The organism is Variovorax restrictus (genome assembly GCF_051216715.1).
GTDB lineage: Bacteria > Pseudomonadota > Gammaproteobacteria > Burkholderiales > Burkholderiaceae_C > Variovorax.
Map to the genome: position 1 here is coordinate 2898405 of NZ_JBPJZH010000001.1, position 25339 is coordinate 2923743.

The window sequence follows — 25339 nt, forward strand, 5'->3', positions numbered from 1 at the left end:
CGTGGGGTTCTCCGCTTAGTTCCAGATGTTCCAGGGCGTCTGCATCCAGCCCCCGACCACCAGCAGCCACACCAGGGTGACCGGAATGAAGATCTTCCAGCCCAGACGCATGATCTGGTCATAACGGAAGCGCGGGAAGGTGCCGCGGATCCAGATGAAGAGCGTGAGCACGAAGAAGGTCTTCAGGCCCAGCCAGATCCAGCCCGGGATGAAATCGAGGAAGCCGATGGGCGACAGCCAGCCGCCCAGGAACATGAGCGCAGCCAGGATCGACACGAGCCACATGCTGGCGTACTCGGCCAAGAAGAAGATCGCGAAGCCCATGCCCGAGTACTCGACCATGTGACCGGCCACGATCTCCGCTTCGCCTTCGACCACGTCGAAGGGGTGGCGGTTGGTCTCGGCCACGCCGGAGATCACATACACCACGAAAATCGGCAGCAGCGGCAGCCAGTTCCACGACAGGAAGCCCAGGCCCATGTTGACGCCCATGCCCTTGCCCTGCGAAGCGACCACGTCGCCCAGGTGCAGGCTGCCCGTCACCATGATGACGACGACCAGGCAGAAGCCCATGGCGATTTCGTAGCTCACCATTTGGGCTGACGCGCGCAGCGCACCCAGGAAGGCGTACTTCGAGTTCGATGCCCAGCCGGCAATGATCACGCCGTACACCTCGATCGAGGTGATCGCCATGATCAGCAGCAGGCCGGCATTAACGTTCGCGAGGATCGCTTCCGGTCCGAAGGGAATGGCCACCCACGCTGCCAGCGCCGGCATGATCGCCATGATCGGGCCGAGGCGGAACAGCCCGGGCGACGCGGCCGTCGGGCTGATGATTTCCTTGGTCAGCAGCTTCAGCGCGTCGGCGATGGGCTGCAGCAGGCCGAAGGGGCCGACGCGGTTGGGGCCGTGACGGACCTGGATCCAGCCCAGGAACTTGCGCTCCCAGAGCGTCGCGTAGGCCACGGCACCCAGCAGCGGCAAGAGCACGCAGATGATCTTGATCAGTGCCCAGAGCACCGGCCAGCCGCCGGCGGTCCACCAGTTCGCATCGATCAGCCCTTGGCCGAAACCGAAGATGGAATCGATCATGCCGTCACCTCGTCGAGCACCGGCTTCGGGCCGGGCCACACACCCAACGCCGCGTGTGCAGCGCCGCGCGCATCGGCGGTGAGCTGCAACGACGTGGCGCGGCGCACGAGGCCGTCCAGTTGATAGATGGACGCCGTCACAGGCGTCGCGGCATCGGCTGCCGGCTTCGACAGGTCGACATTCGCAGGCGCTGCGTTCGACAGTCGGTCGGCAGCGATGTGCGTGGCGCCGGCATCGGCCCCGCGCACGGAGGCGAGCACGTCTTGCGCCGTCTCGAAATCGAAGTTCGACACGCCGAGCATGTTGCCCAGCACGCGCAGCACCTTCCAGGCCGGGCGTGCCTCACCACGCGGCTTGACCACGGCATGGAAGCTCTGGATGCGCCCTTCGGCATTCACGAAGGTGCCGGGCGTTTCGCTGAACGGCGCGATCGGCAGCAGGACGTCGCTGATGGCGAGGTTCGCCTTGAAAGGGCTCAAGGTCACGACCATCTGGGCATGCTCGAGCCCAGCCGCCGCACGGGCGCCGGCCGCCGAGTCGAATTCGGGTTCGTTGTTGAGCAGCAGCAAGGCCTTCAGACCGCCCGACAGCATCTGGCCGGCGTTCAGGCCATTCGCGCCCGGCAGTGCGTTCGCCCACTGGGCGCCGACCGTGTTGGCGGCTTCGGTCAAGTAGCCAACGCTGGCACCGGTCTGTTCACCGATCCACTGCGCAATGGCCAGCAGACGCGATGCATCCGCATGATGAGCTGCGGCATTGCCCAGCAGGATCGCCTTGCGTTCGCCACCCAGCAGCGACTGCGCGAAGGCTTTGGCCTCGTCGCTGGCGTTGCCTTGGGCGGGCGCCGAAACGCCCTTCTCTGCCCCGATGGCGGTCGCCACGTCGGCGAGGGCTTGCGCCCAGCCGCCAGCAGCCACGGTCGTCACGCCGGCGAGCGACATGGCCCACGCGTCGCGCGATGCCAGTTCGTTCGACGAGGCGATCACGCTCACGGCCGCGCCCTTGCGGGCCGCCTGGCGGATGCGCTGCGCGAACAGCGGATGGTCCTTGCGCAGGTTCGAGCCCACGACCAACACACGCTGCAGGTTCGACAGCGACGCGATCGAGGTGCCGAGCCAGCGGATGCCACCGGTCGGCGTGAAGTCGGCGGCGCGGAGACGGTAATCGATGTTCTCGCTGCCCAGGCCGCGCACCAGTGCGCCGGCCAGGGCCAGTTCTTCGACCGTGCTGTGCGGGCTGACGAGCGCACCGATCGCGCTCGCGCCATGGTCGGTCTTGATCTGACGCAGGCCGTTGGCCACGTATTCGAGGGCTGTCTGCCAGTCGACCGCTTGCCATTGGCCGCCCTGCTTGAGCATGGGCTGCGTCAGGCGCTCGTCGCTGTTGAGCGATTCGTACGAGAAGCGGTCGCGGTCGGCGATCCAGCATTCGTTGACGTCTTCGTTCTCCAGCGGAACGACGCGCATCACCTGGTGGTTCTTGACCTGGACGATCAGGTTGGCACCGGTCGAGTCGTGCGGGCTGACCGACTTGCGGCGCGACAGTTCCCAGGTGCGAGCGCTGTAGCGGAAGGGCTTGCTCGTGAGCGCACCGACCGGGCAGATGTCGATCATGTTGCCCGACAGCTCGGAGTCGACGGTTTCGCCCACGACGGTCGTGATCTCGGAATGCTCGCCGCGGTGGATCATGCCGAGCTCCATCACGCCGGCCACTTCCTGGCCGAAGCGGACGCAGCGCGTGCAGTGGATGCAGCGGCTCATCTCTTCCATGCTGATGAGCGGGCCGACGTCCTTGTGGAACACCACGCGCTTCTCTTCCTCGTAACGCGAGGACGAACCGCCGTAACCCACCGCCAGATCCTGCAGCTGGCATTCGCCGCCCTGGTCGCAGATCGGGCAGTCGAGCGGGTGATTGATGAGCAGGAACTCCATCACCGATTGCTGGGCCTTGATGGCCTTCTCGCTCTTGGTGCGGACGATCATGCCCTGGGTCACGGGCGTGGCGCAGGCCGGCATCGGCTTGGGCGCCTTTTCCACGTCGACCAGGCACATACGGCAGTTGGCCGCGATGCTGAGTTTCTTGTGATAGCAGAAGTGCGGGATGTACGTGCCCGCCTTGTCGGCGGCATGCATGATCATGCTGCCTTCGACGATGTCGACCTTCTTGCCGTCGAGTTCGATTTCAACCATATGTGTTGCGTTTTCGTGCTCAGGCCTTGGCCGGCGCCTTGGGCACATAGCCCGGGATCAACGCCTCGAACTCGTGGCGGAAATGCTTGATCATCGCGCGCACCGGCATCGCCGCAGCGTCGCCCAGTGCACAGATGGTGCGGCCCTGGATGTTGTCGGCCACGGAGTTCAGCAGGTCCATGTCGCTGGGCTTGCCGTGACCGTTGTGGATGCGATCCACCACGCGCCACATCCAGCCCGTGCCTTCGCGGCACGGCGTGCACTGGCCGCAGGATTCGTGCATGTAGAAGTACGAGAGGCGCTTGAGCGACTCGACCATCGAGCGGCTGTCGTCCATGACGATGACCGCGCCCGAACCCAGCATCGAGCCGGCCTTGGCGATCGAGTCGTAGTCCATCGTGCAGGCCATCATGATGTCGGCCGGCAGCACTGGCGACGACGATCCACCCGGGATCACCGCCTTCAGCGTGCGGCCCTTGCGCACACCGCCGGCGAGTTCGAGCAGCTTGGAGAACGGCGTGCCCATCGGCACCTCGTAGTTGCCGGGGAGTTCGACGTCACCGCTCACCGAGTAGATCTTGGTGCCGCCGTTGTTCGGCTTGCCGCACTCGAGGTAGGCCTGGCCGCCGTTGCGGATGATCCAGGGCACCGCCGCGAAGGTCTCGGTGTTGTTGATGGTGGTGGGTTTGCCGTACAGGCCGAAGCTGGCCGGAAACGGCGGCTTGAAGCGCGGCTGGCCCTTCTTGCCTTCGAGCGACTCGAGCAAGGCCGTCTCTTCGCCGCAGATGTATGCGCCGAAACCGTGGGCCGCGTGCAGCTGGAAGTTGTACGTGCTGCCCATGATGGCGTTGCCGAGGTAGCCGGCCGCCCTCGCCTCTTCCAGCGCTTCCTCGAAGCGTTCGTAGGACTGGAAGATCTCGCCGTGGATGTAGTTGTAGCCGACGCTGATGCCCATCGCGTACGCCGCGATGGCCATGCCTTCGATCACGATGTGCGGGTTGAACTGCAGGATGTCGCGGTCCTTGCAAGTGCCCGGCTCGCCTTCGTCCGAATTGCAGACGAGGTACTTCTGTCCGGGAAACTGGCGGGGCATGAAGCTCCACTTCAGTCCGGTCGGGAAGCCCGCGCCGCCGCGACCGCGCAGGCCCGAGGCCTTGACTTCGGCGATCACCTGGTCGGGCGTCAGGCCCTCGCTCAGGATCTTGCGCAGCGCCTGATAACCGCCTCGCGCTTCGTAGTCGGCCAGGCGCCAGTTGGTGCCGTCGAGGCCGGCATAGATCTGCGCGCCGAGGTGGCGGTCGTGGAAGCAGGTCTGGACGCCGGTGGCCTGGAACTGCGAGAGAACTTGTTCGGGCGTCATGCGGCGTCTCCCTTCGACGAGGCGCGCAGGCCGTCGATGAGCTGGTCGAGCTTCTCGTTGCTCATGAAGCTGCACATGGTGCGGTCGTTGACCAGCATCACGGGCGAATCGGCGCAGGCGCCGAGGCACTCGCTCTGCTGCAGCGTGAACATGCCGTCGTCCGTGGTGCCGCCCATCGTCACGCCGAGCTTCTTCTCGAGGTGATTCAGCGCCGTGACGCCGTCGCGCAACTGGCACGGCAGGTTCGTGCACACGTTGAGCTTGAAGCGGCCGGTCGGCTGCTGGTTGTACATGTTGTAGAAGGTCGTGACCTCGTGCACCGCGATGGGCGGCATGCCGAGGAAGTCGGCGACGACCTTCTCGCTCTCGAGGCTCACATAGCCCTGCTCCTGCTGCACGATCGACAGGCAGGCCATGACGGCGGACTGCGCCTGGTCGGCCGGGTACTTGGCCACTTCGCGCGCGAAACGGTCCAGGGCGGCGGCAGACAGCGGCTTCGTAGCCGCGGGTGTGCTGGGGTTGCTCATCGATCGATTTCTCCGAACACGATGTCCAGGGTGCCGATCACGGCGACGGTGTCCGCGATCATGTGGCCGCGCGTCATCTCGTCGAGCGCCGACAGATGCACGAAGCCGGGCGCACGGATCTTCAGGCGGTACGGCTTGTTGGCGCCGTCGCTCACCAGGTAGATGCCGAACTCGCCCTTCGGGTGCTCGACGGCGGCATACGCCTCGCCTTCGGGCACATGGAAGCCTTCGGTGAAGAGCTTGAAGTGGTGGATCAGCTCTTCCATGTTGCCCTTCATGGACTCACGGGCCGGTGCTGCCACCTTGTGGTTGTCGGTGATGACCGGGCCGGGGTTCACGCGGAGCCAGTCGACGCACTGCTTGATGATGCGGTTGGACTGCGCCATCTCTTCCATGCGGACCAGGTAGCGGTCGTAGCAGTCGCCGGTCTTGCCGACCGGGATGTCGAATTCCATGCGGTCGTACACGTCGTACGGCTGCTTTTTGCGCAGGTCCCAGGCGATGCCCGAACCACGGAGCATCGGGCCGGTGAGGCCGAGGTTGAGCGCGCGCTCGGGCGTCATCACGCCAATGCCGACGGTGCGCTGCTTCCAGATGCGGTTGTCGGTCAGGAGCGTGTGGTACTCCTCCATGTGCTTCACAAAGCGCTTCGTGAAGTCATCGATGAAGTCGAGCATCGAACCCTGGCGGTTCTCGTTCATGCGCTCGAGCGCCTTGGCGTTCTTGATCTTGCTGACCTTGTACTGCGGCATCGTGTCCGGCAGGTCGCGGTAGACGCCACCCGGCCGGAAGTACGCCGCGTGCATCCGCGCACCCGAGACGGCTTCGTAGATGTCGAACAGGTCTTCGCGTTCGCGGAAGGCGTAGATCAGGATCGTCGAGCTGCCGCAGTCGTTGCCGTGCGAGCCGAGCCACATGAGGTGGTTCAGCAGGCGGGTGATCTCGGCGAACATCACGCGGATGTACTGCGCGCGAATCGGCACCTCGATGCCCATCAGCTTCTCGATGGCCAGGCAGTAGGCATGCTCGTTGGACATCATCGACACGTAGTCGAGGCGGTCCATGTAGGGCAGCGACTGGATGTAGGTCTTGTGCTCGGCGAGCTTTTCGGTCGCGCGGTGCAAGAGCCCGATGTGCGGGTCGGCGCGCTGGACGACTTCGCCGTCGAGCTCGAGCACCAGGCGCAGCACGCCGTGGGCGGCCGGGTGCTGCGGACCGAAGTTGAGCGTGTAGTTCTTGATTTCAGCCATGTTGAATCACCGTGGCGCGAAGCCTCAGTGCAGGCCTCCGTAGTTCTCTTCGCGGATCACGCGCGGCGTGACTTCGCGGGGTTCGATCGACACCGGCTGGTAGACGACGCGCTTGAGTTCTTCGTCGTAGCGCATCTCGACGTGGCCTGACAGCGGGAAGTCCTTGCGGAACGGGTGCCCAATAAAGCCGTAGTCGGTCAGGATGCGGCGCAGGTCTTCATGGCCTTCGAACACGATGCCGAACAGGTCGAAGGCCTCGCGCTCGAACCAGTTGGCGGAGGCCCACAGGTGCATCACCGACGGCAGCACGGGGAAATCGTCGTCGGCGCAGAACACCTTCACGCGGACGCGCTGGTTCAGGCTCACCGACAGCAGGTGCGACACCGCGCAGTAACGCAGACCTTCCCACTCGGTGTCGCGGTAGGCGGAATAGTCGAGACCGCAGAGGTCGACGAGCTGCTCGAACTGGCAGCCCGGCGCGTCGCGCAGGGTCTGCATGGTGGCCAGGTAGTCGGCGGCCTTCACCACCAGCGTCACCTCGCCGAGCGCCACGTGGATGCTCTTCACCTTGTCGCCAAGGGCCGCAGCAATGGTGTCCTTCAGGGCACCGGGATCGATCGCAAAGACTGTCATGTCGGTCCCGTTCAGGCGCGGGCGATGGTGTTGGTGCGGCGCACTTTCTGCTGCAGCTGGATGATTCCGTAGATCAACGCTTCCGCCGTGGGCGGGCAGCCGGGCACGTAGACGTCGACCGGCACGATGCGGTCGCAGCCGCGCACGACCGAATAGCTGTAGTGGTAGTAGCCGCCGCCGTTGGCGCACGAGCCCATCGACAGCACCCAGCGGGGCTCGGCCATCTGGTCGTACACCTTGCGCAGCGCCGGCGCCATCTTGTTGCACAGCGTGCCGGCCACGATCATCAGGTCGGACTGGCGCGGGCTGGCGCGAAACACCTCGGCACCGAAGCGCCCGATGTCGTAGCGCGCGGCAGCCGCATGCATCATCTCGACCGCGCAGCAGGCCAGACCGAAGGTCATGGGCCACAGCGAGCCGGTCTTGGCCCAGTTCACCACCGAGTCGTAGGACGTGGTGACGAAGCCTTCTTTGAAAACGCCTTCAATGGCCATGGCTGTACCTTGTTGCCGAGTTCCGGCTATTCCCAGTCAAGCGCACCCTTTTTCCATTCGTAGGCGAAGCCCACGACGAGGATGGCCAGGAAGATCACGACCGCCCAGAAGCCCGCCGGGCCCACTTCCTTGAGCGCGACGGCCCAGGGGAAGAGGAAGGCGATTTCCAGGTCGAACAGGATGAAGAGGATGGCCACCAGGTAGTAGCGGACATCGAATTGCATGCGGGCGTTCTCGAACGCTTCGAAGCCGCACTCGTAAGGGGAATTTTTGGCAGCGTCGGGCCGGTTGGGGCCGAGGATGTAGCCCAGAACCTGGGGTGCGATACCAACCGCGATACCGACCAGAATGAACAACAGGACGGGGAGGTAGGAATCGAGGTTCATCAGGGGTTATCACCGCTTGCCACCGGCAGAAGGCAGCGCGCTGGCTGCCCTCTGCCGGTGAGATTTGGTGCGGTCGGCGAGACTCGAACTCGCACAGCTTTCGCCACTACCCCCTCAAGATAGCGTGTCTACCAATTTCACCACGACCGCGGTTTTTGTCTGCCCGGATGGCATGAGGAACCCAGGAGGGTTTTGGCTTTCCGGACAGCTTTAGAGTTTACCCTGAAATACAGTTGTTTTCAGTGCACTGCTGCAATGAATGCACACAGATTCGCACGGATCACTTCGTCGGGATCTGCGCCGCACCGGAAGCAGGCGCAGCAGGTGTCGAAGCCGGTGCATTGGCACCCGGTGCAGCAGGCGTGCCAGGGGCCGGAATCTGTGCAGCAGCACCGGATGCGGCCGGCGCAGGTGCACCGATCGCTGCGCGCTCCAGCAGGCTGTTGCCGCCCGCTGCGGGACGCGCGTGGCTGAAGTAAGCCAGCAGCAAGGTGCACACGAAGAACACCGCCGCCAGCACCGCCGTGGTACGCGACAGGAAGTTCGCGCTGCCGCTGGCACCGAAGAGGCTGCCCGCACTGCCGCTGCCGAAGGCCGCGCCCATGTCGGCGCCCTTGCCGTGCTGCACCAGGATGAGGCCGATCATGGCCAGCGCGGTGAGCATCTGCACGCCGACGAGGATGTTGAGGACCATGTTCATTCGTTGTTTCTCCTAAGGGTCTGCTGCCCGCGACTCAGCGTGCGGCCGCAATGATGTGTAGAAAGTCGGCCGCCTTGAGCGACGCGCCACCGATCAGGCCGCCGTCGATGTCGGGCTGGGCCAGCAGTTCCGCGGCATTGGCCGCATTCATGCTGCCGCCGTAGACGATGCGGATGCCCGCAGCGTGTTCGCTGGCGGCGTGGTGCAGCTGCGCACGCAGCACCGCGTGCACGCCTTGCGCCTGTTCCGGCGTGGCCGTCTTGCCGGTGCCGATGGCCCACACCGGCTCGTAAGCCACCACGATCTCGCTGATGCAATGGCCGTTGACGTGGATGACCGCAGCGAGCTGGCGCTTCACCACCTCTTCCGTACGGCCGGCCTCGCGCTCCGCGAGCGTTTCGCCCACGCAGACGATCGGCGTGATGCCGTTGGCGAGCGCAGCGGCCGTCTTGGCCGCCACGACCTCATCTGTTTCGCCGTGGTACTGGCGGCGCTCCGAGTGGCCGACGATGGCGTAGCGCACACCGAAGTCCTTGAGCATCGCCGCCGACTGCTCGCCGGTGAAGGCGCCTTGCGGATGCGCCGAAATGTCCTGTGCACCGAGCGCGACGGGCGAGCCCGCGAGCATCGACTGCGCCTGCGCGAAATACGGCGCCGGCACGCAGACCGCGATGTCGCAGCCGGGCGCGCCGACACCCTGCAGCAAGGCCTTCAGCAGCGCGTCGTTGGCCGACAGGCTGCCGTTCATCTTCCAGTTGCCGGCAATCAGCTTGCGTGGGGTCATCGTCTTGTTCCGTTGGTCACCAGGTCAGCACGATCTTGCCGATGTGCTGGTTCGATTCCATCAGGACATGGGCCTGTGCCCCGCCACTGGGATCGCCGATGGCGGCAAAGGTGCTGTGCACGACCGGCTTGATCGCGCCGCTTTCCAGCAGCGGCCAGACCTTGGCGCGCAGCGCCTGCGCGATCGCGCCCTTGAAGGCGATCGGGCGTGGCCGCAGGGTCGAACCCGTGACCGTCAGCCGGCGACGCAACACCAGGCCGGCGTTGATCTCGGCCTTGATGCCGCCCTGCACCGCGATGATCACCAGCCGGCCGTCTTCGGCCAGGCAGTCGATCTCGCGCGCCACGTAGGCTCCTGCCACCATGTCGAGCACCACGTCGACACCCTTGCCGTCCGTGATGCGCTGGATCTCGGCGACGAAGTCGCTCGACTTGTAGTTGATCGCGTGGTCGGCGCCCAGCTTGAGGCACGCCTCGCATTTGTCGTCGCTGCCGGCCGTGACGATCACCGTCGCGCCCATGGCCTTGCCGAGCTGAATGGCCGTCACGCCGATGCCGCTCGAGCCGCCCTGGATCAGCAGCGTCTCGCCCTTCTGGAGGCGGCCGCGCTCGAACACGTTGCTCCAGACAGTGAAGAAGGTCTCGGGCAGCGAAGCGGCATCGATGTCGCTCCAGCCCTTAGGCACCGGCAGGCACTGCGCGACAGGTGCCACGCAGAGTTCGGCATAGCCGCCGCCTGCCACCAGCGCGCAGACGTGGTCGCCGATCGCGAAGCCTGCATCGGCCAGGGCCTTGGCGTCGCCTGCGACGATCTCGCCCGCCACCTCGAGGCCCGGCAGGTCGGACGCGCCCGGTGGCACCGGGTAATTGCCGGTGCGTTGCAGAACGTCCGGGCGGTTCACGCCGCTCGCCGCGACGCGGATCAACAGTTCGCCCTCGCCCGCCACAGGATCGGGACGGTCGACGACACGCAGCACGTCCGGCGCACCGAACGATGTGATTTCAATGGCTTTCATGATGGGAGAGATGGCAACGGCTTGCGCCGTACGCCTTCTTTTTCTCAGCCTTGCTGGTCGCCGCCGCGATTGGCGTCGGACACCGGCTGCGACGCACCCTGTTCGGGCGCTTGCTCGCCGCCATTGCCGCGCTCTTCGAAGCGTGGGGGACGGTCACCGCGCGGTGCGCGGTCACCGCGGTCTTCACGCGGTGCGCGATCGCCACGGTCTTCGCGCGGGCCACGGTCGCTGCGCGGCGGACGATCGCCACGGTCTTCACGCGGCGCACGCTCCTGGAATTCCATGCCGGCCGGACGCTCGGTCAGGGCCTTCATGGACAGCTTGACGCGGCCCTTCTCGTCGGTCTCGAGCACCTTGACCTTCACGATCTGGCCTTCGCTCAGATAGTCCTGCACGCGTTCGACGCGTTCATGGGCGATCTGGCTGATGTGCAGCAGGCCGTCCTTGCCAGGCAGCAGGTTGATCAGCGCGCCGAAGTCCAGGATCTTGGTGACCGGGCCTTCGTACACCTTGCCGATTTCGACTTCCGCCGTGATCTGCTCGATGCGCTGCTTGGCCAGCTCGGCCTTTTCCGGGTCGACCGACGCGATGGTGATGGTGCCGTCTTCGTCGATGTTGATCGTCGTGCCGGTTTCTTCCTGCAGGCCGCGGATGACCGCGCCGCCCTTGCCGATCACGTCGCGGATCTTCTCGGGGTTGATCTTCAGCGTGGTCATGCGGGGCGCGAAGTTCGACACCTCGGCCTTGGCTTCGCCCATCGCTTCCTGCATCTTGCCCAGGATGTGCATGCGCGCTTCCTTGGCCTGAGCCAGGGCGACCTGCATGATTTCCTTCGTGATGCCCTGGATCTTGATGTCCATCTGCAGCGCGGTGATGCCGTTGGTCGTGCCGGCCACCTTGAAGTCCATGTCGCCCAGGTGATCTTCGTCGCCCAGGATGTCGGTCAGCACCGCGAAGCGGTTGCCTTCCTTGATCAGGCCCATGGCGATGCCGGCCACATGGGCCTTCATCGGCACGCCGGCATCCATCATCGACAGGCAACCGCCGCAGACCGAAGCCATCGACGACGAACCGTTCGACTCGGTGATTTCCGAGACGACGCGCACCGTGTACGGGAACTCTTCCTTCGACGGCAGCACGGCGACGAGCGCGCGCTTGGCCAAGCGGCCGTGGCCGATTTCGCGGCGCTTGGTCGAGCCCATGCGGCCCACTTCGCCGGTGGCGAACGGAGGCATGTTGTAGTGGAACAGGAAGCGGTCTTCGTATTCGCCGGCCAGCGCGTCGATGCGCTGGGCGTCGCGTTCGGTGCCGAGCGTGGTGATGACCAGCGCCTGCGTTTCACCGCGGGTGAACAGGGCCGAACCGTGGGTGCGCGGCAGCACCGAATTGCGGATCTCGATCGGGCGCACGGTGCGCGTGTCGCGGCCGTCGATGCGCGGCTCGCCTTCGAGGATCTGGCTGCGAACGATCTTCGCTTCGATCGCGAACAGCAGGTCGTTGACCTTGCCCGCATCGAAAGGCTCGCCGCTTTCCTTCAGCGCGGCCATCACGCCGGCGTTGGCTTCGCGCAGGGCTTGCGTGCGCGCTTGCTTGCTGCGGATCTGGTAGACCGCGCGCAGCTTTTCTTCGGCCAGGCCGTTGACCTTGGCGACGAAAGCTTCGTCTTCGGCCGGCGCAGACCAGTCCCACACGGTCTTGCCGGCGTCACGGACGAGTTCGTGGATCGCGTTGATCGCAACCGCTGCTTGCTCGTGGCCGAACACCACGCCACCCAGCATGATTTCTTCGGACAGTTGCAGCGCTTCGGACTCGACCATCAGCACGGCCGCTTCGGTGCCGGCGACGATCAGGTCCATCTGCGAATCCTTGCGGGCCGTCTGGCCCGGGTTCAGCACGTACTGGCCGTTGATGTAGCCCACGCGGGCGGCACCGATCGGGCCGCTGAACGGGATGCCGGAGACCGACAGCGCGGCGGACACGCCGATCATGGCGGCGATGTCGGCATCGACTTCGGGGTTGAGCGACAGCGTGTGGATGACCACGTGCACTTCGTTCAGGAAGCCTTCCGGGAACAGCGGGCGGATCGGGCGGTCGATCAGGCGGCTGGTCAGGGTTTCATGTTCGCTGGGCTTGGCTTCGCGCTTGAAGAAGCTGCCGGGAATCTTGCCGGCGGCATAGGTCTTCTCGATGTAGTCGACGGTCAGCGGGAAGAAATCCTGGCCGGGCTTGGCCGACTTGGAGGCGACCACGGTCGCGAGCACGACGGTGCCGTCGATGTCGACCTTGACCGCGCCGCTGGCTTGACGGGCGATTTCGCCCGTTTCCAGGACGACCGTCTTGTCGCCCCACTGGAAGGACTTGGTGACTTTGTTGAAGAGGCTCATGTTTGCTCCTGATTTGAAAGCGGCGAACCACCGTATCGGCGGCCCCGCAGGGTTTGGAGCGCTTCGCAGAACACGATGCCATTCCAGTGAAGCTCGGCTCGAACCTCATTGGAATGACACAGCTTCGCTCTGTTCTGTCGCTCCGAAAGCTTGTTCGCGAAGTAAAAAACGCCTGAGCTAGCGGACTAACCCAGGCGTTTTTTGCATGCGATTCGAATTACTTGCGCAGACCCAGCTTGGCGATCAGCGCGGTGTAACGGTCGGCATCCTTGGACTTGAGGTAGTCCAGGAGCTTGCGGCGGCGGCTCACCATGCGCAGCAGACCACGACGACCATGGTGGTCCTTCGCGTGGGTCTTGAAGTGGGGCATCAGCTCGTTGATGCGGGCGGTGAGCAGTGCAACTTGCACTTCCGGGCTACCGGTGTCGTTGGCGGCGCGGGCGTTGTCTTTGACGACTTCGGCCTTGATGGAGGCTGCGATCATGATGATTTCCTTCGTTCCAAATAGTTTGACTTGCGGTGTGCGCTGGAACTGCATGCACCGTGTGCCTTTCGGCGGTTAGCCAAAGATTATAGCTCGAAGCTCGCTCGCCCCCAGGTCGCGCTCACTGCGTGTAGCGCTCCGCACCCCCTACCGGGGGCAACACCAGCGGCCCGGCGAAGCCGGTTCCGCGGTGTTTCACGAACAGGCGCCTGGCCTGCGGCCGGCGCCCGATCATCGGATGGCACGCCGGCTGCCTTATTTCTGGTCGGCGAGCCAGACTTGGAGACGGCGGACACCTTCCACCAGCCGCTGCGGATCCTTCGACGCGAAGCACCAGCGCAGCCAGCCCTGCGCCTCGGGCGCGAAGGCGCTGCCAGGCGCCAGGCCCAGGCCGGCTTCGGTCACCAGGCGTTTGGCGACGTCGAGCGAATCGTCGAAGCCGTCCAGCTTGAAGAAAGCGTACATGCCGCCCTTGGCCGGCGCCACCTGCACGCCGGGCGTGGCCGCCAGCAGCGGCACCAGCACGTCGCGGCAAGCCTTCAGGTGCGCCACCACGCGCGGCGTGATGTCCTTCCCGTGCTGGATCGCGGCCACGCCGGCGCGCTGGGTGAACACGCTCGCGCACGAGGTGTTGAACTCGATCAGCTTGCCCATCCCGTCCATCAGCGCTGGCGGCAGCACCAGCCAGCCGAGGCGCCAGCCGGTCATCAGGAAGCTCTTGGAGAAGCTGTGCGCCACGACCAGGCGGTCGTCCGGTGCCGCCACGTCCAGAAAGCTCGGCGCACAACCGTTGGGCGTCGGCTCGAAGTACAGCCGCTCGTAGACCTCGTCGGCCAGGATCCAGGTGCCGGTCTGGCGGCAATGATCGAGGATGGCGCGCTGCTCGTCACCGGTCAGCGTCCAGCCGGTCGGGTTGTTCGGCGCGTTGACGATCAGCAGCTTGGTGCGCGGCGTGATCGCGGCGCGCAGCGCATCGAGGTCGAGCGTCCATTCGCCGTCGACCGGCTTCAGGGCGACGGTGCGCACCGTCGCGCCCATGATGGCCGGCTGCGCCACCAAGTTGGGCCACACCGGCGTCACGGCCACCACCTCGTCACCCGCATCGACCAGCGCCTGCACCGCCAGCATCAGCGCGTTCACGCCGCCGGAGGTGACGGCGATGCGCGACGCGTCGATCCGCGGGTGCAGGCTGCTGGCGTAGCCGGCGATGGCCTCGCGCAGTTCGGGCAGGCCCAGGTTGTGGGCGTAGAAGGTCTCGCCGCGCTGCAGCGAATCGATCGCGGCCTGGCGCACGACGTCCGGCGTGACTTCGTCGCTTTCGCCGAACCAGAAGGCGAGCACGTCGTCGCGGCCGATGCCGGCGTTGGCGACTTCACGGATCTTGGAGGCCTCGAGGTCGAGGATGGCTTGGCGCATGTCTGTTCTCCGGCCCGCTCAGGGGCGTTGCATCTTGCAGGTGGTGGGCATCTCGGCACGCTCGGCGGCCACGGTCTTCACGACGCGGAAACCGTAGCCCGAGCCCTCGACGTCGAACTTCACGCCCGGGGCGCCCTGCTTGTCCATGATGCCGACGACCAGCTGCTGCTGGAACTGGTGGTCTGCCGCGCGCATGCGGCCGCGTTGGCCGGCCAACGTGACGTCGGCGCGTTCCAGCGCCCGCGCGACCGCCACCGTGTCGGTGCTGCTCACACGCTCGATCGCCTGCGCCAGCGATTCGACCAGCAACTGCATGCGCATGTGCACATAGTCTTCGGAAGGCTTCGGGAAGCGCGCGCGGAACGATCGGTAGAAGGCTTCCGACGGGGCTGTCTGCACGTTCGGCAGCCAGTCGGCCACGGCGATCACCCGGCCGATGCCGGCGTCGCCGATGGCCGCCGGCGCGCCCAGCGCGTTGCCGTAGAAGGTGTAGAAGCTGCCATTGAAGCCGGCCTCGCGCGCCGCCTTCACCAGCAGCGTGAGGTCGTTGCCCCAGTTGCCGGTCATCACGGCCTGCGCACCGCTGGCGATGATCTTCGTGGCGTAGGGTGAAAAGTCCTTCACACGACCCATGGGATGCAGCTCGTCGCCCACCACCTGCACATCGGGCCGCAGCACCGAAAGCTGGCGCTTCGACTCGCGCAGCACGGCTTGGCCGAAGCTGTAGTCCTGGCCGATCAGGTAGACACGCTTGAGCGACGTGTCGTCCTTCACCACATCCATCAGCGCGGTCACGCGCATGTCGGCGTGCGCGTCGAAGCGGAAATGCCAGAAGCTGCAGCGCTCGTTGGTCAGCATCGGGTCGACCGCGGAATAGTTGAGAAACAGCACGCGGCGCGACGGTTCGCGCTCGTTGTTCTTGTCGATGGCGTCGACCAGCGCCGCCGCCGTCGCCGACGAGTTGCCCTGCAGCACGATGCGCGCGCCGTCGTCCATGGCCGCCCGCAACGCCGACAGCGCCTCTTCGTTCTGGCCCTTGCTGTCGTAGCGATCGAGCTGCAGCAGCCGCGCGCCGCCGGGCAGCGGGACGCCGCCGCGCGCGTTGACGCGCTCCACGGCCCAGAGGATGTTGCGGAACACGGCCTCGCCGGTGTTGGCGAAAGGGCCGCTCATGCTTTCGATCAGGGCCAGTCGGATGGGGGCGGCGGTCTGAGCCTGCACCGCGGGTGCGGCGGCGGCCACGCATAGCGCCGAGGCCGCGAATTTCAAGGCCCGACGGCGCCAAATAAAGCTCTGATTCATTCTCTTGAAACGCGTGCGCGCAGGCCTAGATGAGGTGGCAAGCGGCACTCCTGTTGAGGGGCCGCGCAGTGTACGGGACACACCTTCTTGTCCCGATTGTGTTCATCCTCTGGAGTCTCACCATGTTCTTCGCACCCGCCGTCCGCACCGCCCGCTTCGTCCCTCGCGCCGTCGACCGCAGCTTCGAACGCTTCGTCAACGACACGTTCCCGAGCGGCCCGCAGCGCTCGCTCAATGTCGAGCAGGACGACAAGGCCTGGACGCTCAGCCTGGACCTGCCCGGCCTGTCGCGCGACGATCTGACCATCGGTATCGAAGGCGCCGTCGTCCGCATCGACACCAAGCCCGAAGCCAAGCGTCAATTCAAGACCGCGTACGAGCTGCCGCAGGACATCGATGTCGCCACCAGCGACGCCAAGCTCGAACACGGGGTGCTGACGCTCAAGCTGGGCAAGGTCGCACCGGTACGTCAGGTGCATGCGTTGGCCATCAACTGAGCGCGCGCCGGCGGCCCTCAGGGGCGCGCCGCTTTTGCTTACACTTTTCCCGCCCCAACGTCAGCCAGACACTTCTGTGTCTGGCTTTTTTTATGCTTCAATGTGAAAGGTGTGTAAAACATCACGCCAAGTGATTGTTTTACAAAACTTTTTTCTTAAATCGAGGTCGCGGTTCCCCTGAAACGCCAGTGCTCAGCGGGAGCTCGATGCATAGGGGCTCCCCGTGGACACACATCTGCAGACAGCCAGGCCAGGACAGCGTTCGGACACGCTCCTGGTGTTCCTGCCAGGTGCCTTCCTCAAGCCAGAGGAATTCGAGCGAGAAGGCTTCGTCGACGCAGTACGGGCGCGCCACGTGGCTGCCGACGTCATGCTGGTCGATGCCAACGTCTCCTACTACTACGACCAAAGTTTCGTGCAACGGCTCAGCGACGACGTGCTGGCGCCCGCCCGCAACGCCGGCTACACGGCGATCTGGCTGGTCGGGATCTCCATCGGCGGGTTCGGCGCGCTCACGCACGAGCTGAGCCGTCCCGGTCTGGTCGATGGCATCGTCGCCCTCGCGCCCTATCTGGGCCGCCGGCCGATCGGTGCGGAGATCCAGAAGGCGGGCGGCCTGCGTGCCTGGAAGGCCCCCGAGACGCCGACCGACGACGAAGTCGACCGCAAGCTTTGGCCCTGGCTGCAGCAGTACGCGGACCCGGAACCCGCAACCCGCCCCCTGCCCCCGCTCTACCTGGGCTACGGCCTGGCCGACCGCTTCGCCGCCAACCACCGGTTGCTGGCCGATGTTCTCCCTGAGGGCCACGTCTTCACGACCGAAGGCGGCCACGACTGGCCGCAGTGGTCGCGCCTGTGGCGCAGCCTGCTCGACGTGCTGCCCCTGCCCTCGTTCGCCACCCCGAAGCCGCAGCCCGCTGCGATGCCCCTGCCGGCCTGACGCACGGGCTTGGCGCAGCGGCCGCGACAATGGGCGGTCCGGCACATCCGCTGCCGCTTAATCAGGGAAGATTGCATGAAGCCACTCCGGGCGACCGCCCTCGCCTGCGCCTGGACGCTCCTGGCCGTTGCGGCTACCCACGCCCACGCCACCGCCACCATGGTTCCGTTGCCGGCGCCTTCGGCGGGTGCCCAGGTCCAGGTCTTCTTCTCCCCCGACGACGGGACCGATCGCGCGATCGCCCAGGCCATGGCGCAGGCGCGCCAGCGGATCTGGATCGCCGGCTACTACTTCACGTCGTCGGTTCTCGCGAAAGCCATCGACCAGGCCCATGAACGCGGGCTCGACGTCCGCGTCGTGCTCGACCGCTCGCAGGTGAGCCTGCGCTATTCGAGCGCGACCTACTTCCACAACCACGGCGTGCCGCTGTGGATCAATGCGCGCTACCCGGTCATGCACCACAAGTTCGTGGTCATCGACCAGGACACGGTCGGGTTCGGCTCGATGAACTTCACCCGTGCCGGAGCCCAGCAGAACGCCGAGAACTTCAATCTGTTCCGCCGCTGGCCGCAGCTCGCGGGCACGTACGCGGCCGAGTTCCAGCGGCTGCAGAAGGAGTCGGTGAAGTACCGGCCCGGCATGGTGTTCGACGCCGACGGCAGCGTCGAAGAGAAGCCGTAGCCAGACGCGGGTTCAGGCGCCGATCTCGCGCCAGATCGCCGACAGCGTCACCGTCTTGTCGACGCCGCCGCGCTTGATCGCTTCCTTGGGCATCCCGAACACGACGCAGCTTTCCTCGTCCTGCGCCACGGTGCGTGCGCCGGCGTTGTGCATCTCGAGCAGTCCCGCTGCGCCGTCGTCGCCCATGCCGGTCATGATGATGCCCACGGCGTTGGCACCGGCGCACTTGGCCACCGAACGGAACAGCACGTCGACCGATGGCCGGTGCCGGTTGACCAGCGGGCCGTCCACCACGTCCACGTGGTACTGCGCCCCGCTGCGCCGCAGCACCATGTGCTTGCCACCCGGGGCGATCAATGCGCGGCCGGGCAACACGCGGTCGTTGTGCTCGGCTTCCTTGACGGCGATGCGGCAGACGCTGTCGAGCCGGCTGGCGAACGCGGCCGTGAACTTCTCGGGCATGTGCTGCACGATCACGATGCCCGGGCACACACGCGGCAGCGCCGTCAGCACCTCCTCGAGCGCCTGCGTGCCGCCGGTCGACGTGCCGATGGCCACCACGCGCTCGGTGGTCTGCGTCATGGCGCGGCCGGCGCCCGGCGGCAGGATCGCATCGGCCGTGAGCTTGGCGACCGGTTGCAGGGGCGCGGCCTCGCGCCGCGGCGCCAGCCGCCGCACGTTGGCCCGGGCCGCTTCCCGCACGGTGGTGACCAGATCGTCCGCCGCATCCGTCAGGAACTGCTTGAGGCCCAGCTTGGGCTTGGTGACGATCGCCACGGCGCCCGCGGCCAGCGCTTCCAGCGTGGTCTTGGCCCCCCGCTCGGTCAGGGTCGAGCAGATCACCACTGGCGTGGGGCGCTCGGTCATGATCTTGCGCAGGAAGGTGATGCCGTCCATGCGCGGCATCTCGACGTCGAGCACGATCACGTCCGGCCACTGGCGCCGCATGCGTTCCATTGCGAGCAGCGGATCGGCGGCGGCGTGCATGACCTCCATGCCCGGGGTGGCATCGATGAGCGCTGTCAGCACCTGGCGCACGACCGCCGAGTCATCGACCACGAGAACCTGGATGGATTTCATTCGTTCGCGTTTTCGTGCCTGGCCATCAAGGCTTGCGGTAGACCGCGGGCGCCATCTGCACCACGTCGGTACTCACCTCGTTGAGGCTTTCCGAATGGCCGATGAAGAAGAAGCCGCCGCGCTTGAGCGGCGCCAGCACGCGCGCCACCACCTGCCGCTTGGTCTCGCCGTTGAAATAGATCAACACGTTGCGCAGGAACACCACGTCGAAAAGCCCCAGATCGGGCAGCCGCTCATTGAGGTTGGCATGCGCGAAGCGCACCTTCTGGCGCAGCGCGCGGTCGACCAGCAAGGTGCCCTGCTGTTCGCCCATGCCCTTGAGGCAGTACTTCTTCAGGTAGTTCTGCGGGATCTGCCGGACACGCTGTTCGGGGTAATGCCCCAGGCGGGCGCGCGCGAGGACGCGGGTGCTGATGTCCGTCCCGAGCACCTCGAAAGGCCGCTCGCCCAGGCAATCGGCCAGCACCATCGCGATGCTGTAGGCCTCCTCGCCGCTCGAGCTCGCCGCGCTCCACACGCGGAACGGCGCGTTTCCGGTGTGGGCCGTCGCGGCGGCGCGCAGCAGCTCGAAGTGCTTGGGCTCGCGAAAGAAGTAGGTCTCGTTGGTCGTGAGCAGGTCGACGGCCGTCTGCACCTCGTCGGGCGCATCGCCTTTCTTGAGCAGCGCGAAGTAGGCGGCGTAGCCCTCCAACCCGTGCGCGCTCACCCGCTTGGCCAGGCGCCCGCACACCAGCGCCTTCTTCGCCGGCGACAAGGTGATGCCCGCGGCGTCGAAGATGAAACGCTGGAAGTTGGCGAAGTCGCGGTCGGAAATGGACTGGCTGTTCATGGGGAAGAGGCATGGGCCTGCGCCTGCAAAGGCAGAAGGCGTTTTTGACAGGTGGCGGCCCAGGCCTGCAGCTCTCCACCGGGCATCGCGGGCGCAATCAGCCATCCCTGGCCCTGCGTGCAGCCAAAGGACTGCAGCAGCCGCCAGTCGTCGACCGCGTCGACACCCTCTGCCACGGTGGCAAGCTGCAGCCGGTGCGCGAGTTCGACGGCTGACTCGAGGATCGTTCGGACACTCTTGCGCCGGTGTGCGCCGCAGACGAAGGCCCGGTCGATCTTCAGTTCGGTGAAGGGAATGCGCGTGAGCTGCTGCAGCGACGAGAAGCCGGTGCCGTAGTCGTCGATCGACAGCCCGAATCCCTTGAGCCGCAGGCGCGCAAGCACGCCGGGCGCAGCCCCGGCGGCGTCGACCACGGAGCTTTCGGTGACTTCCAGGATCACCTGCTCGGCGCGCAGCCGATAGCGTCGCTGCAGTTCACAGATCTGCATCACGATCTCCGGATGCACCAGCAGCCGGGGCGACAGGTTGACCGCCACCGACAGGACCAGACCCTGCGCGTTCCAGGCCGCGCACTGGGCGAAGGCCTGTTCCATGATCGACAGCGTCAGCGCATGGATCAGGCCGGTGCTCTCCGCGATCGGGATGAACTCGTCCGGTGGCACCACGCCCAGCGTGGGGTGCGACCAGCGTGCCAGCGCCTCGACGCCCTGCAGCGCACAGCTTCGCGTGTCGACCTTGGGCTGGAAGTGCGGGACGATCGCCCGCTCGACGATCGCCTGGCGCAACATGGCCACGGTGATCGGCAGGCGCAGCAGGCGGCTGCGCGCGGGGGTCGCGGCGTGGAACGCGGCGGCGGCAGCCAGGATCTGTTCCAGGGTTTCGCGCGACAGCGGCTTGCGCAGCCCGGCGACGACCGAATGACCCAGCGCCTGCACCGACTCGATCAGCGGATGCTCACGGGACGACAGCAGTGCGATGGGCGCACGGACGCCACGCCGGTTCAGCTCCTCGATCAGTTCGATGCCGTCCATGCGGGGCATCTCGAGGTCGACGATGAGCAGGCTGGGCATCACGTCGAGTGCCTCGATGGCAGCCAGTGCCTCCAGCCCGTCAGCGGCCTCGTGCACCGCCGCGATGCCGAGGCCACGGCACAGCGCCACCGCATGCTGACGCTGCACGGCACTGTCGTCGACGACCAGGATCGATCGTGTCGGCAGAGAGGGCGCCGTTGTTGGCATGTCGACGACTCAGTAGCGCGCGAAGTGGCTCTCGTCCACGTCCGCGAGATCGGCGCTTGCCAGCGCCAGGCTGGGGCTGGCGGTGGTCTTGCGCACCACCATCGGTTTAGACGCCTTGGTCGCCACGCCCTTCACCGGCTTGCGTGCCGAGGCCGCCGCACTGACGCCGGCCAGCTTGAAGAAGCTCATCGTGCGCTGCAGCTGCTCGGCCTGGCTGCTCATCTCCTCGGCCGTGGCGGCCAGCTCCTCCGAGCTCGTCGCGTTCTGCTGCGTCGTCTGGCTCAGCTGGCTCACCGCCGCGTTGATCTGGCCCACGCCCGAAGATTGCTCCTCGCTCGCCGCCGTGATCTCTTGCACCAGGTCGGAGGTCTTGTTGATGCTGGGCACCATCGCATCGAGCAGCTTGCCCGCACGTTCGGCCAGCTCCACGCTCGATGTCGCGACCGTGCCGATCTCCTGGGCCGCCACCTGGCTGCGCTCGGCCAGCTTGCGCACTTCGGCGGCCACCACTGCGAAGCCCTTGCCGTGCTCGCCGGCACGGGCCGCCTCGATGGCGGCATTCAGTGCCAGCAGGTTCGTCTGGTAGGCGATGTCGTCGATGATGTTGATCTTCTGGGCGATCTGCTTCATCGCCGCCACCGTGGCCTTCACGGCTTCGCCGCCTTCGCTGGCTTCGGCCGCGGCCTTGGTCGCCATGCTGTCGGTGATCTTGGCGTTCTCGGTGTTCTGCGAGATGGAGGCCGTCATCTGCTCCATCGATGCGCTGGTCTCTTCGACACCGGCGGCCTGCTCGCTCGACGCCTGGCTCAGCGACTGGGCCGTGGCGCTCACTTCTTCGGAGGCACTGGCCAGCGACTCGGCGCCGCCGTTGACATCCGCCACCACCTCGGTCAGCTTGTCGGCCGTGGCATTGACGTATGTCTTCAGCTCTTCGTAGACGCCCTGGTACTGCTCGGTGATGCGCTGCGTCAGATCGCCCTGGGCCATCCCGCCGACCACCCGCACCACGTCGCCCACGCTGCCGGCAGTGGCTGCCGCCATGTCCTTCATTGCCTGCAGCAGCTGCGCCGTCTCATCCTTGCCGTCGACGGAGACATCGACCGCCATGTCGCCCCTGGCCAGCTGGTTGGCGACCTTGACGGCTTGCGCCAGAGGCTGGGTGATGGCCCGGGTGATGGCCCACGCCATGGCCAGCCCCAGCACGGTGCAAAGGGCAAGGATGGCGATCACCCAGAGGCGGGCCGCCGCGTAGAGGCTGTCGCCGGCGGCGCTGGCGTCGGCGCCACCTTTTTCGTTCAACTCGACCAGCTTGGCGAGGGTTTCCGACAGGGCGTCGTAGAGCTTGCTGGATTCGCCGCTCATCAGCACCATGGCCTCTTTGGTCTTGAGCGCACGCGAGAGCACCAGCATGCGGTCATGCACCCCCTGGTAGTCCTTGAACTGCTTCACGAACTGATCGAACAGCGCACGCTCCTCCGGCGACGAGATCAGTTTGGCGTACAGGCCCTCGGTCTTCTCCATCCCCTCCGCCAGCTTGCGCATCTTGGCCTCGGCGGCCTGCATGTCGGCAGGCACTTCGCTCACGACATGCTCCAGTTCGGCGATGCGGTAGTCGGACGTATTGGTATCGATCTCCTTGATCAACTTGATGCTGGGCATCCAGTTGGAGGCGATCTCGGTGGAGGAATCGTTGACCTTGGACATCTGCACCAGCGCAAACAATCCCAGTCCGGCCATCAGGACCAACACGACGGCAAAGGCCCCGAACAACTTCGGAGCGAGTTTCATATTCTTCAGCATGAGACGCTTTCTTGGGGGGAGTCAGGTGAGCCGGCGCGGATCAGGCCGCGAGACCCGCCAGCGTGGGGAGGTCTTCGACCGACAGCACGTTGGCGGCGTCGAGCACGATGACGAACTTGCCGCGGACCTTGGCCATGCCGCAGACGAAATCGCTGCGGATGGACGAGCCGAAGCTCGGTGGCGGTTCGATGTCGGAGGCCGGCAAGTCCAGCACTTCGTTGACGGCGTCGACCACCACGCCGATGACCTGGCCGTCGTCGGCATCGCCCGTCTCCACGATCACGATGCAAGTGCGCTTGGTCACCGCGCTGGCGGGGCGACCGAAGCGCGCTTGCAGGTCCATCACCGGCACCACGGCACCGCGCAGATTGATGACCCCGCGCACACTGGCGGGCATCATCGGCACTTCGGTCAAATGGCCGTACTCGATGATTTCCTTGATCGCCAGGATGCCGATGGCGAAGACTTCGCCACCGAGCATGAAGGTGAGGTACTGCAAGGGTTCGGGGGGTGCGGTCAATGCGGTGGCCGACGCGCCCGTGCCCCGCCGACTCTGGATAGCCACTGTGTTCATCACGCGTCCTTTCAGTAACGGGCGAAGTGGCTCTCGTCCACGTCCGCGAGATCGGCGCTTGCCAGCGCCAGGCTGGGGCTGGCGGTGGTCTTGCGCGCCACCATCGGTTTGGACGCCTTGGTCACGGCGCCCTTCACCGGCTTGCGTGCCGAGGCCGCCGCACTGACGCCGGCCAGCTTGAAGAAGCTCATCGTGCGCTGCAGCTGCTCGGCCTGGCTGCTCATCTCCTCGGCCGTGGCGGCCAGCTCTTCCGAGCTCGTCGCGTTCTGCTGCGTCGTCTGGCTCAGCTGGCTCACCGCCGCGTTGATCTGGCCCACACCCGAGGACTGCTCCTCGCTCGCCGCCGTGATCTCCTGCACCAGGTCCGAGGTCTTGTTGATGCTGGGCACCATCGCGTCGAGCAGCTTGCCCGCACGCTCGGCCAGCTCCACGCTGGACGTGGCCACGGTGCCGATTTCCTGGGCCGCCACCTGGCTGCGCTCGGCCAGCTTGCGCACCTCCGCGGCCACCACCGCGAAGCCCTTGCCGTGCTCGCCGGCACGGGCGGCCTCGATGGCCGCGTTCAGCGCCAGCAGGTTCGTCTGGTAGGCGATGTCGTCGATGATGTTGATCTTCTGGGCGATCTGCTTCATCGCCGCCACCGTGGCCTTCACGGCTTCGCCGCCTTCGCTGGCTTCGGCGGCGGCCTTGGTCGCCATGCTGTCGGTGATCTTGGCGTTCTCGGTGTTCTGCGAGATGGAGGCCGTCATCTGCTCCATCGATGCGCTGGTCTCTTCGACACCGGCGGCCTGCTCGCTCGACGCCTGGCTCAGCGACTGGGCCGTGGCGCTCACTTCGTCCGAGGCGCTCGCCAAGGACTCGGCACCCCCGTTGACTTCGCCCACCACCTGCGAGAGCCGCTTGACCATGTTCTGCATGGCCTGCAGCAACTGACCGGTCTCGTCACGCGCCGTGGTCTCGACCGACACGGTCAGATCACCCTCGGCCAGCCGGTTGGCGGCGTCGACGGCTCGTGCCAAGGGCCGCGTCACGCTGCGGCTGATCAGGTAGCCCAGTGCGATGCCGATGAGCACGCCGCCACAGATCACACCCAGCATCAGCCGAAGCCCGCTCTGGTACAGCGTGGTGGTCTGGTCGGCCGCCGCCTTGGCGCGCGCCTCTTTCTGTTGGGTCAGCTCGCCCAGGTACTCGTCCAGCGTGTTGGCCTTGGCGCGCACGCTCTCCAGCGACTGATGCAGCAGCTCGTCACGGTCGGCCAGCTTCTTGGCGCTCGCCATCGTCAGCGCCTGCTTCATCTCGCGCTCGTAGTCGCCCGACACTTTGTCGAATTGCGAGAACAGTTCCTTGGCGCGGTCCGACGTGAACAACGGTCGGCCCTTGCCGATGTTGGCCTTGAGCGCCTCGAGGCTCTTGGCGATCGACGCGAGATGGCGGGAGCGCTCATCCTCGGAGGTCGCCAGCAAGAAGTTGCTGCGCGCCCGGCCGATCGAGGTCAGCTCGATATTGGCTTCCTTGATGTAGGACAGCCCCATCAGCTCCATGGCGTACATGTCGTCCGCCATCTCGTTCATCTTGGAGGCGTTCGAGATCCCGATCGAACCGACGATGGCACTGATGCCCGCGACGATCAGGAAGCCGCCGATCAGTCGGACTCCGATCTTCAGATTTGAAAACATGACACTGC

At 66.0% G+C, this 25339-nt stretch carries 24 protein-coding genes and 1 tRNA gene; 3 read left to right on the forward strand and 22 right to left on the reverse strand.

Annotated features, from left to right (window positions below; translation table 11 throughout):
* Nucleotides 1-15: 15 nt before the first annotated feature.
* The 16 genes from nuoH to ACSFA0_RS13755 all read right to left on the reverse strand — a co-directional run bounded on the left by nuoH (nucleotide 16) and on the right by ACSFA0_RS13755 (nucleotide 16016).
* Entirely contained in the window at nucleotides 16-1092 is a 1077-nt protein-coding gene (nuoH, locus tag ACSFA0_RS13680) for an NADH-quinone oxidoreductase subunit NuoH (protein ID WP_435450710.1), read from the reverse strand.
* Entirely contained in the window at nucleotides 1089-3281 is a 2193-nt protein-coding gene (nuoG, locus tag ACSFA0_RS13685) for an NADH-quinone oxidoreductase subunit NuoG (RefSeq protein ID WP_435450711.1), read from the reverse strand. The genes nuoH and nuoG overlap by 4 nt, the downstream gene beginning before the upstream one ends.
* A gap of 19 nt (nucleotides 3282-3300) precedes the next feature.
* Nucleotides 3301-4641 (reverse strand): NADH-quinone oxidoreductase subunit NuoF, encoded by a 1341-nt coding sequence (gene nuoF, locus ACSFA0_RS13690; RefSeq protein ID WP_435450712.1) that lies wholly within the window; start codon nucleotides 4639-4641, stop codon nucleotides 3301-3303.
* Complete coding sequence (gene nuoE, locus ACSFA0_RS13695; protein ID WP_435450713.1) at nucleotides 4638-5168, reverse strand: NADH-quinone oxidoreductase subunit NuoE; 531 nt, start codon at nucleotides 5166-5168, stop codon at nucleotides 4638-4640. Before nuoE ends, nuoF begins: the two co-directional genes overlap by 4 nt.
* Nucleotides 5165-6418 carry an NADH-quinone oxidoreductase subunit D gene (locus tag ACSFA0_RS13700; RefSeq protein WP_435450714.1) on the reverse strand — a complete coding sequence of 418 codons (1254 nt, stop codon included), beginning with the start codon at nucleotides 6416-6418 and terminating at the stop codon, nucleotides 5165-5167. The genes nuoE and ACSFA0_RS13700 overlap by 4 nt, the downstream gene beginning before the upstream one ends.
* Nucleotides 6419-6442: 24 nt before the next feature.
* The gene (locus ACSFA0_RS13705; RefSeq protein WP_435450715.1) at nucleotides 6443-7051 is read right to left on the reverse strand and encodes an NADH-quinone oxidoreductase subunit C; all 609 of its coding nucleotides are present in this window, start codon (nucleotides 7049-7051) and stop codon (nucleotides 6443-6445) included.
* Nucleotides 7052-7062: 11 nt separating this feature from the next.
* Nucleotides 7063-7545, reverse strand: coding sequence for a NuoB/complex I 20 kDa subunit family protein (locus tag ACSFA0_RS13710; RefSeq protein WP_140839331.1), 483 nt, complete (start codon nucleotides 7543-7545; stop codon nucleotides 7063-7065).
* Nucleotides 7546-7571: 26 nt separating this feature from the next.
* Nucleotides 7572-7931: an NADH-quinone oxidoreductase subunit A gene (locus tag ACSFA0_RS13715; RefSeq protein WP_435450716.1), complete on the reverse strand. Its 360-nt coding sequence runs from the start codon at nucleotides 7929-7931 to the stop codon at nucleotides 7572-7574.
* 65 nt (nucleotides 7932-7996) lie between these two features.
* Nucleotides 7997-8081 (reverse strand) — tRNA-Leu (locus tag ACSFA0_RS13720).
* A 130-nt stretch (nucleotides 8082-8211) separates the two neighbouring features.
* A complete protein-coding gene (gene secG, locus ACSFA0_RS13725; RefSeq protein ID WP_435450717.1) occupies nucleotides 8212-8631 on the reverse strand; it encodes a preprotein translocase subunit SecG in 420 nt (139 codons plus the stop codon).
* 34 nt (nucleotides 8632-8665) lie between these two features.
* Nucleotides 8666-9415 carry a triose-phosphate isomerase gene (tpiA, locus tag ACSFA0_RS13730; protein ID WP_435450718.1) on the reverse strand — a complete coding sequence of 250 codons (750 nt, stop codon included), beginning with the start codon at nucleotides 9413-9415 and terminating at the stop codon, nucleotides 8666-8668.
* A 16-nt stretch (nucleotides 9416-9431) separates the two neighbouring features.
* A complete protein-coding gene (locus ACSFA0_RS13735; RefSeq protein WP_435450719.1) occupies nucleotides 9432-10430 on the reverse strand; it encodes an NAD(P)H-quinone oxidoreductase in 999 nt (332 codons plus the stop codon).
* A 44-nt stretch (nucleotides 10431-10474) separates the two neighbouring features.
* The gene (pnp, locus tag ACSFA0_RS13740; protein WP_435450720.1) at nucleotides 10475-12814 is read right to left on the reverse strand and encodes a polyribonucleotide nucleotidyltransferase; all 2340 of its coding nucleotides are present in this window, start codon (nucleotides 12812-12814) and stop codon (nucleotides 10475-10477) included.
* Nucleotides 12815-13031: 217 nt separating this feature from the next.
* A complete protein-coding gene (gene rpsO, locus ACSFA0_RS13745; RefSeq protein WP_435450976.1) occupies nucleotides 13032-13298 on the reverse strand; it encodes a 30S ribosomal protein S15 in 267 nt (88 codons plus the stop codon).
* 255 nt (nucleotides 13299-13553) lie between these two features.
* Nucleotides 13554-14714 (reverse strand): pyridoxal phosphate-dependent aminotransferase, encoded by a 1161-nt coding sequence (locus ACSFA0_RS13750; RefSeq protein ID WP_435450721.1) that lies wholly within the window; start codon nucleotides 14712-14714, stop codon nucleotides 13554-13556.
* Nucleotides 14715-14732: 18 nt separating this feature from the next.
* Nucleotides 14733-16016 carry a branched-chain amino acid ABC transporter substrate-binding protein gene (locus ACSFA0_RS13755; RefSeq protein WP_435450722.1) on the reverse strand — a complete coding sequence of 428 codons (1284 nt, stop codon included), beginning with the start codon at nucleotides 16014-16016 and terminating at the stop codon, nucleotides 14733-14735.
* Nucleotides 16017-16138: 122 nt separating this feature from the next.
* On the opposite strand from ACSFA0_RS13755, the gene ACSFA0_RS13760 reads away from it, so the two are divergent.
* The 3 genes from ACSFA0_RS13760 (at nucleotide 16139) to ACSFA0_RS13770 (ending at nucleotide 18134) form a co-directional block, all read left to right on the forward strand.
* On the forward strand, nucleotides 16139-16513 hold the full coding sequence (locus ACSFA0_RS13760; protein ID WP_435450723.1) for an Hsp20/alpha crystallin family protein: 375 nt from the start codon (nucleotides 16139-16141) through the stop codon (nucleotides 16511-16513).
* A 223-nt stretch (nucleotides 16514-16736) separates the two neighbouring features.
* Entirely contained in the window at nucleotides 16737-17453 is a 717-nt protein-coding gene (locus ACSFA0_RS13765; protein ID WP_435450724.1) for an alpha/beta fold hydrolase, read from the forward strand.
* 75 nt (nucleotides 17454-17528) lie between these two features.
* Nucleotides 17529-18134, forward strand: coding sequence for a phospholipase D family nuclease (locus tag ACSFA0_RS13770; RefSeq protein WP_435450725.1), 606 nt, complete (start codon nucleotides 17529-17531; stop codon nucleotides 18132-18134).
* Between the two features lie 12 nt (nucleotides 18135-18146).
* On the opposite strand, the gene ACSFA0_RS13775 is transcribed toward ACSFA0_RS13770, so the two are convergent.
* From ACSFA0_RS13775 to ACSFA0_RS13800, 6 genes are read right to left on the reverse strand one after another with little or no spacing between them, the layout of a single operon-like run.
* Nucleotides 18147-19214, reverse strand: a complete 1068-nt coding sequence (locus ACSFA0_RS13775) for a protein-glutamate methylesterase/protein-glutamine glutaminase (protein ID WP_435450726.1) — start codon at nucleotides 19212-19214, stop codon at nucleotides 18147-18149.
* A 25-nt stretch (nucleotides 19215-19239) separates the two neighbouring features.
* Nucleotides 19240-20043 carry a CheR family methyltransferase gene (locus ACSFA0_RS13780; RefSeq protein ID WP_435450727.1) on the reverse strand — a complete coding sequence of 268 codons (804 nt, stop codon included), beginning with the start codon at nucleotides 20041-20043 and terminating at the stop codon, nucleotides 19240-19242.
* A complete protein-coding gene (locus ACSFA0_RS13785) occupies nucleotides 20040-21281 on the reverse strand; it encodes an EAL domain-containing response regulator (protein WP_435450728.1) in 1242 nt (413 codons plus the stop codon). The genes ACSFA0_RS13780 and ACSFA0_RS13785 overlap by 4 nt, the downstream gene beginning before the upstream one ends.
* Nucleotides 21282-21290: 9 nt before the next feature.
* On the reverse strand, nucleotides 21291-23069 hold the full coding sequence (locus ACSFA0_RS13790) for a methyl-accepting chemotaxis protein (protein WP_435450729.1): 1779 nt from the start codon (nucleotides 23067-23069) through the stop codon (nucleotides 21291-21293).
* A gap of 52 nt (nucleotides 23070-23121) precedes the next feature.
* Nucleotides 23122-23655, reverse strand: a complete 534-nt coding sequence (locus tag ACSFA0_RS13795; protein WP_435450730.1) for a chemotaxis protein CheW — start codon at nucleotides 23653-23655, stop codon at nucleotides 23122-23124.
* A gap of 11 nt (nucleotides 23656-23666) precedes the next feature.
* Nucleotides 23667-25331 carry a methyl-accepting chemotaxis protein gene (locus ACSFA0_RS13800; RefSeq protein WP_435450731.1) on the reverse strand — a complete coding sequence of 555 codons (1665 nt, stop codon included), beginning with the start codon at nucleotides 25329-25331 and terminating at the stop codon, nucleotides 23667-23669.
* Nucleotides 25332-25339 lie beyond the last annotated feature (8 nt).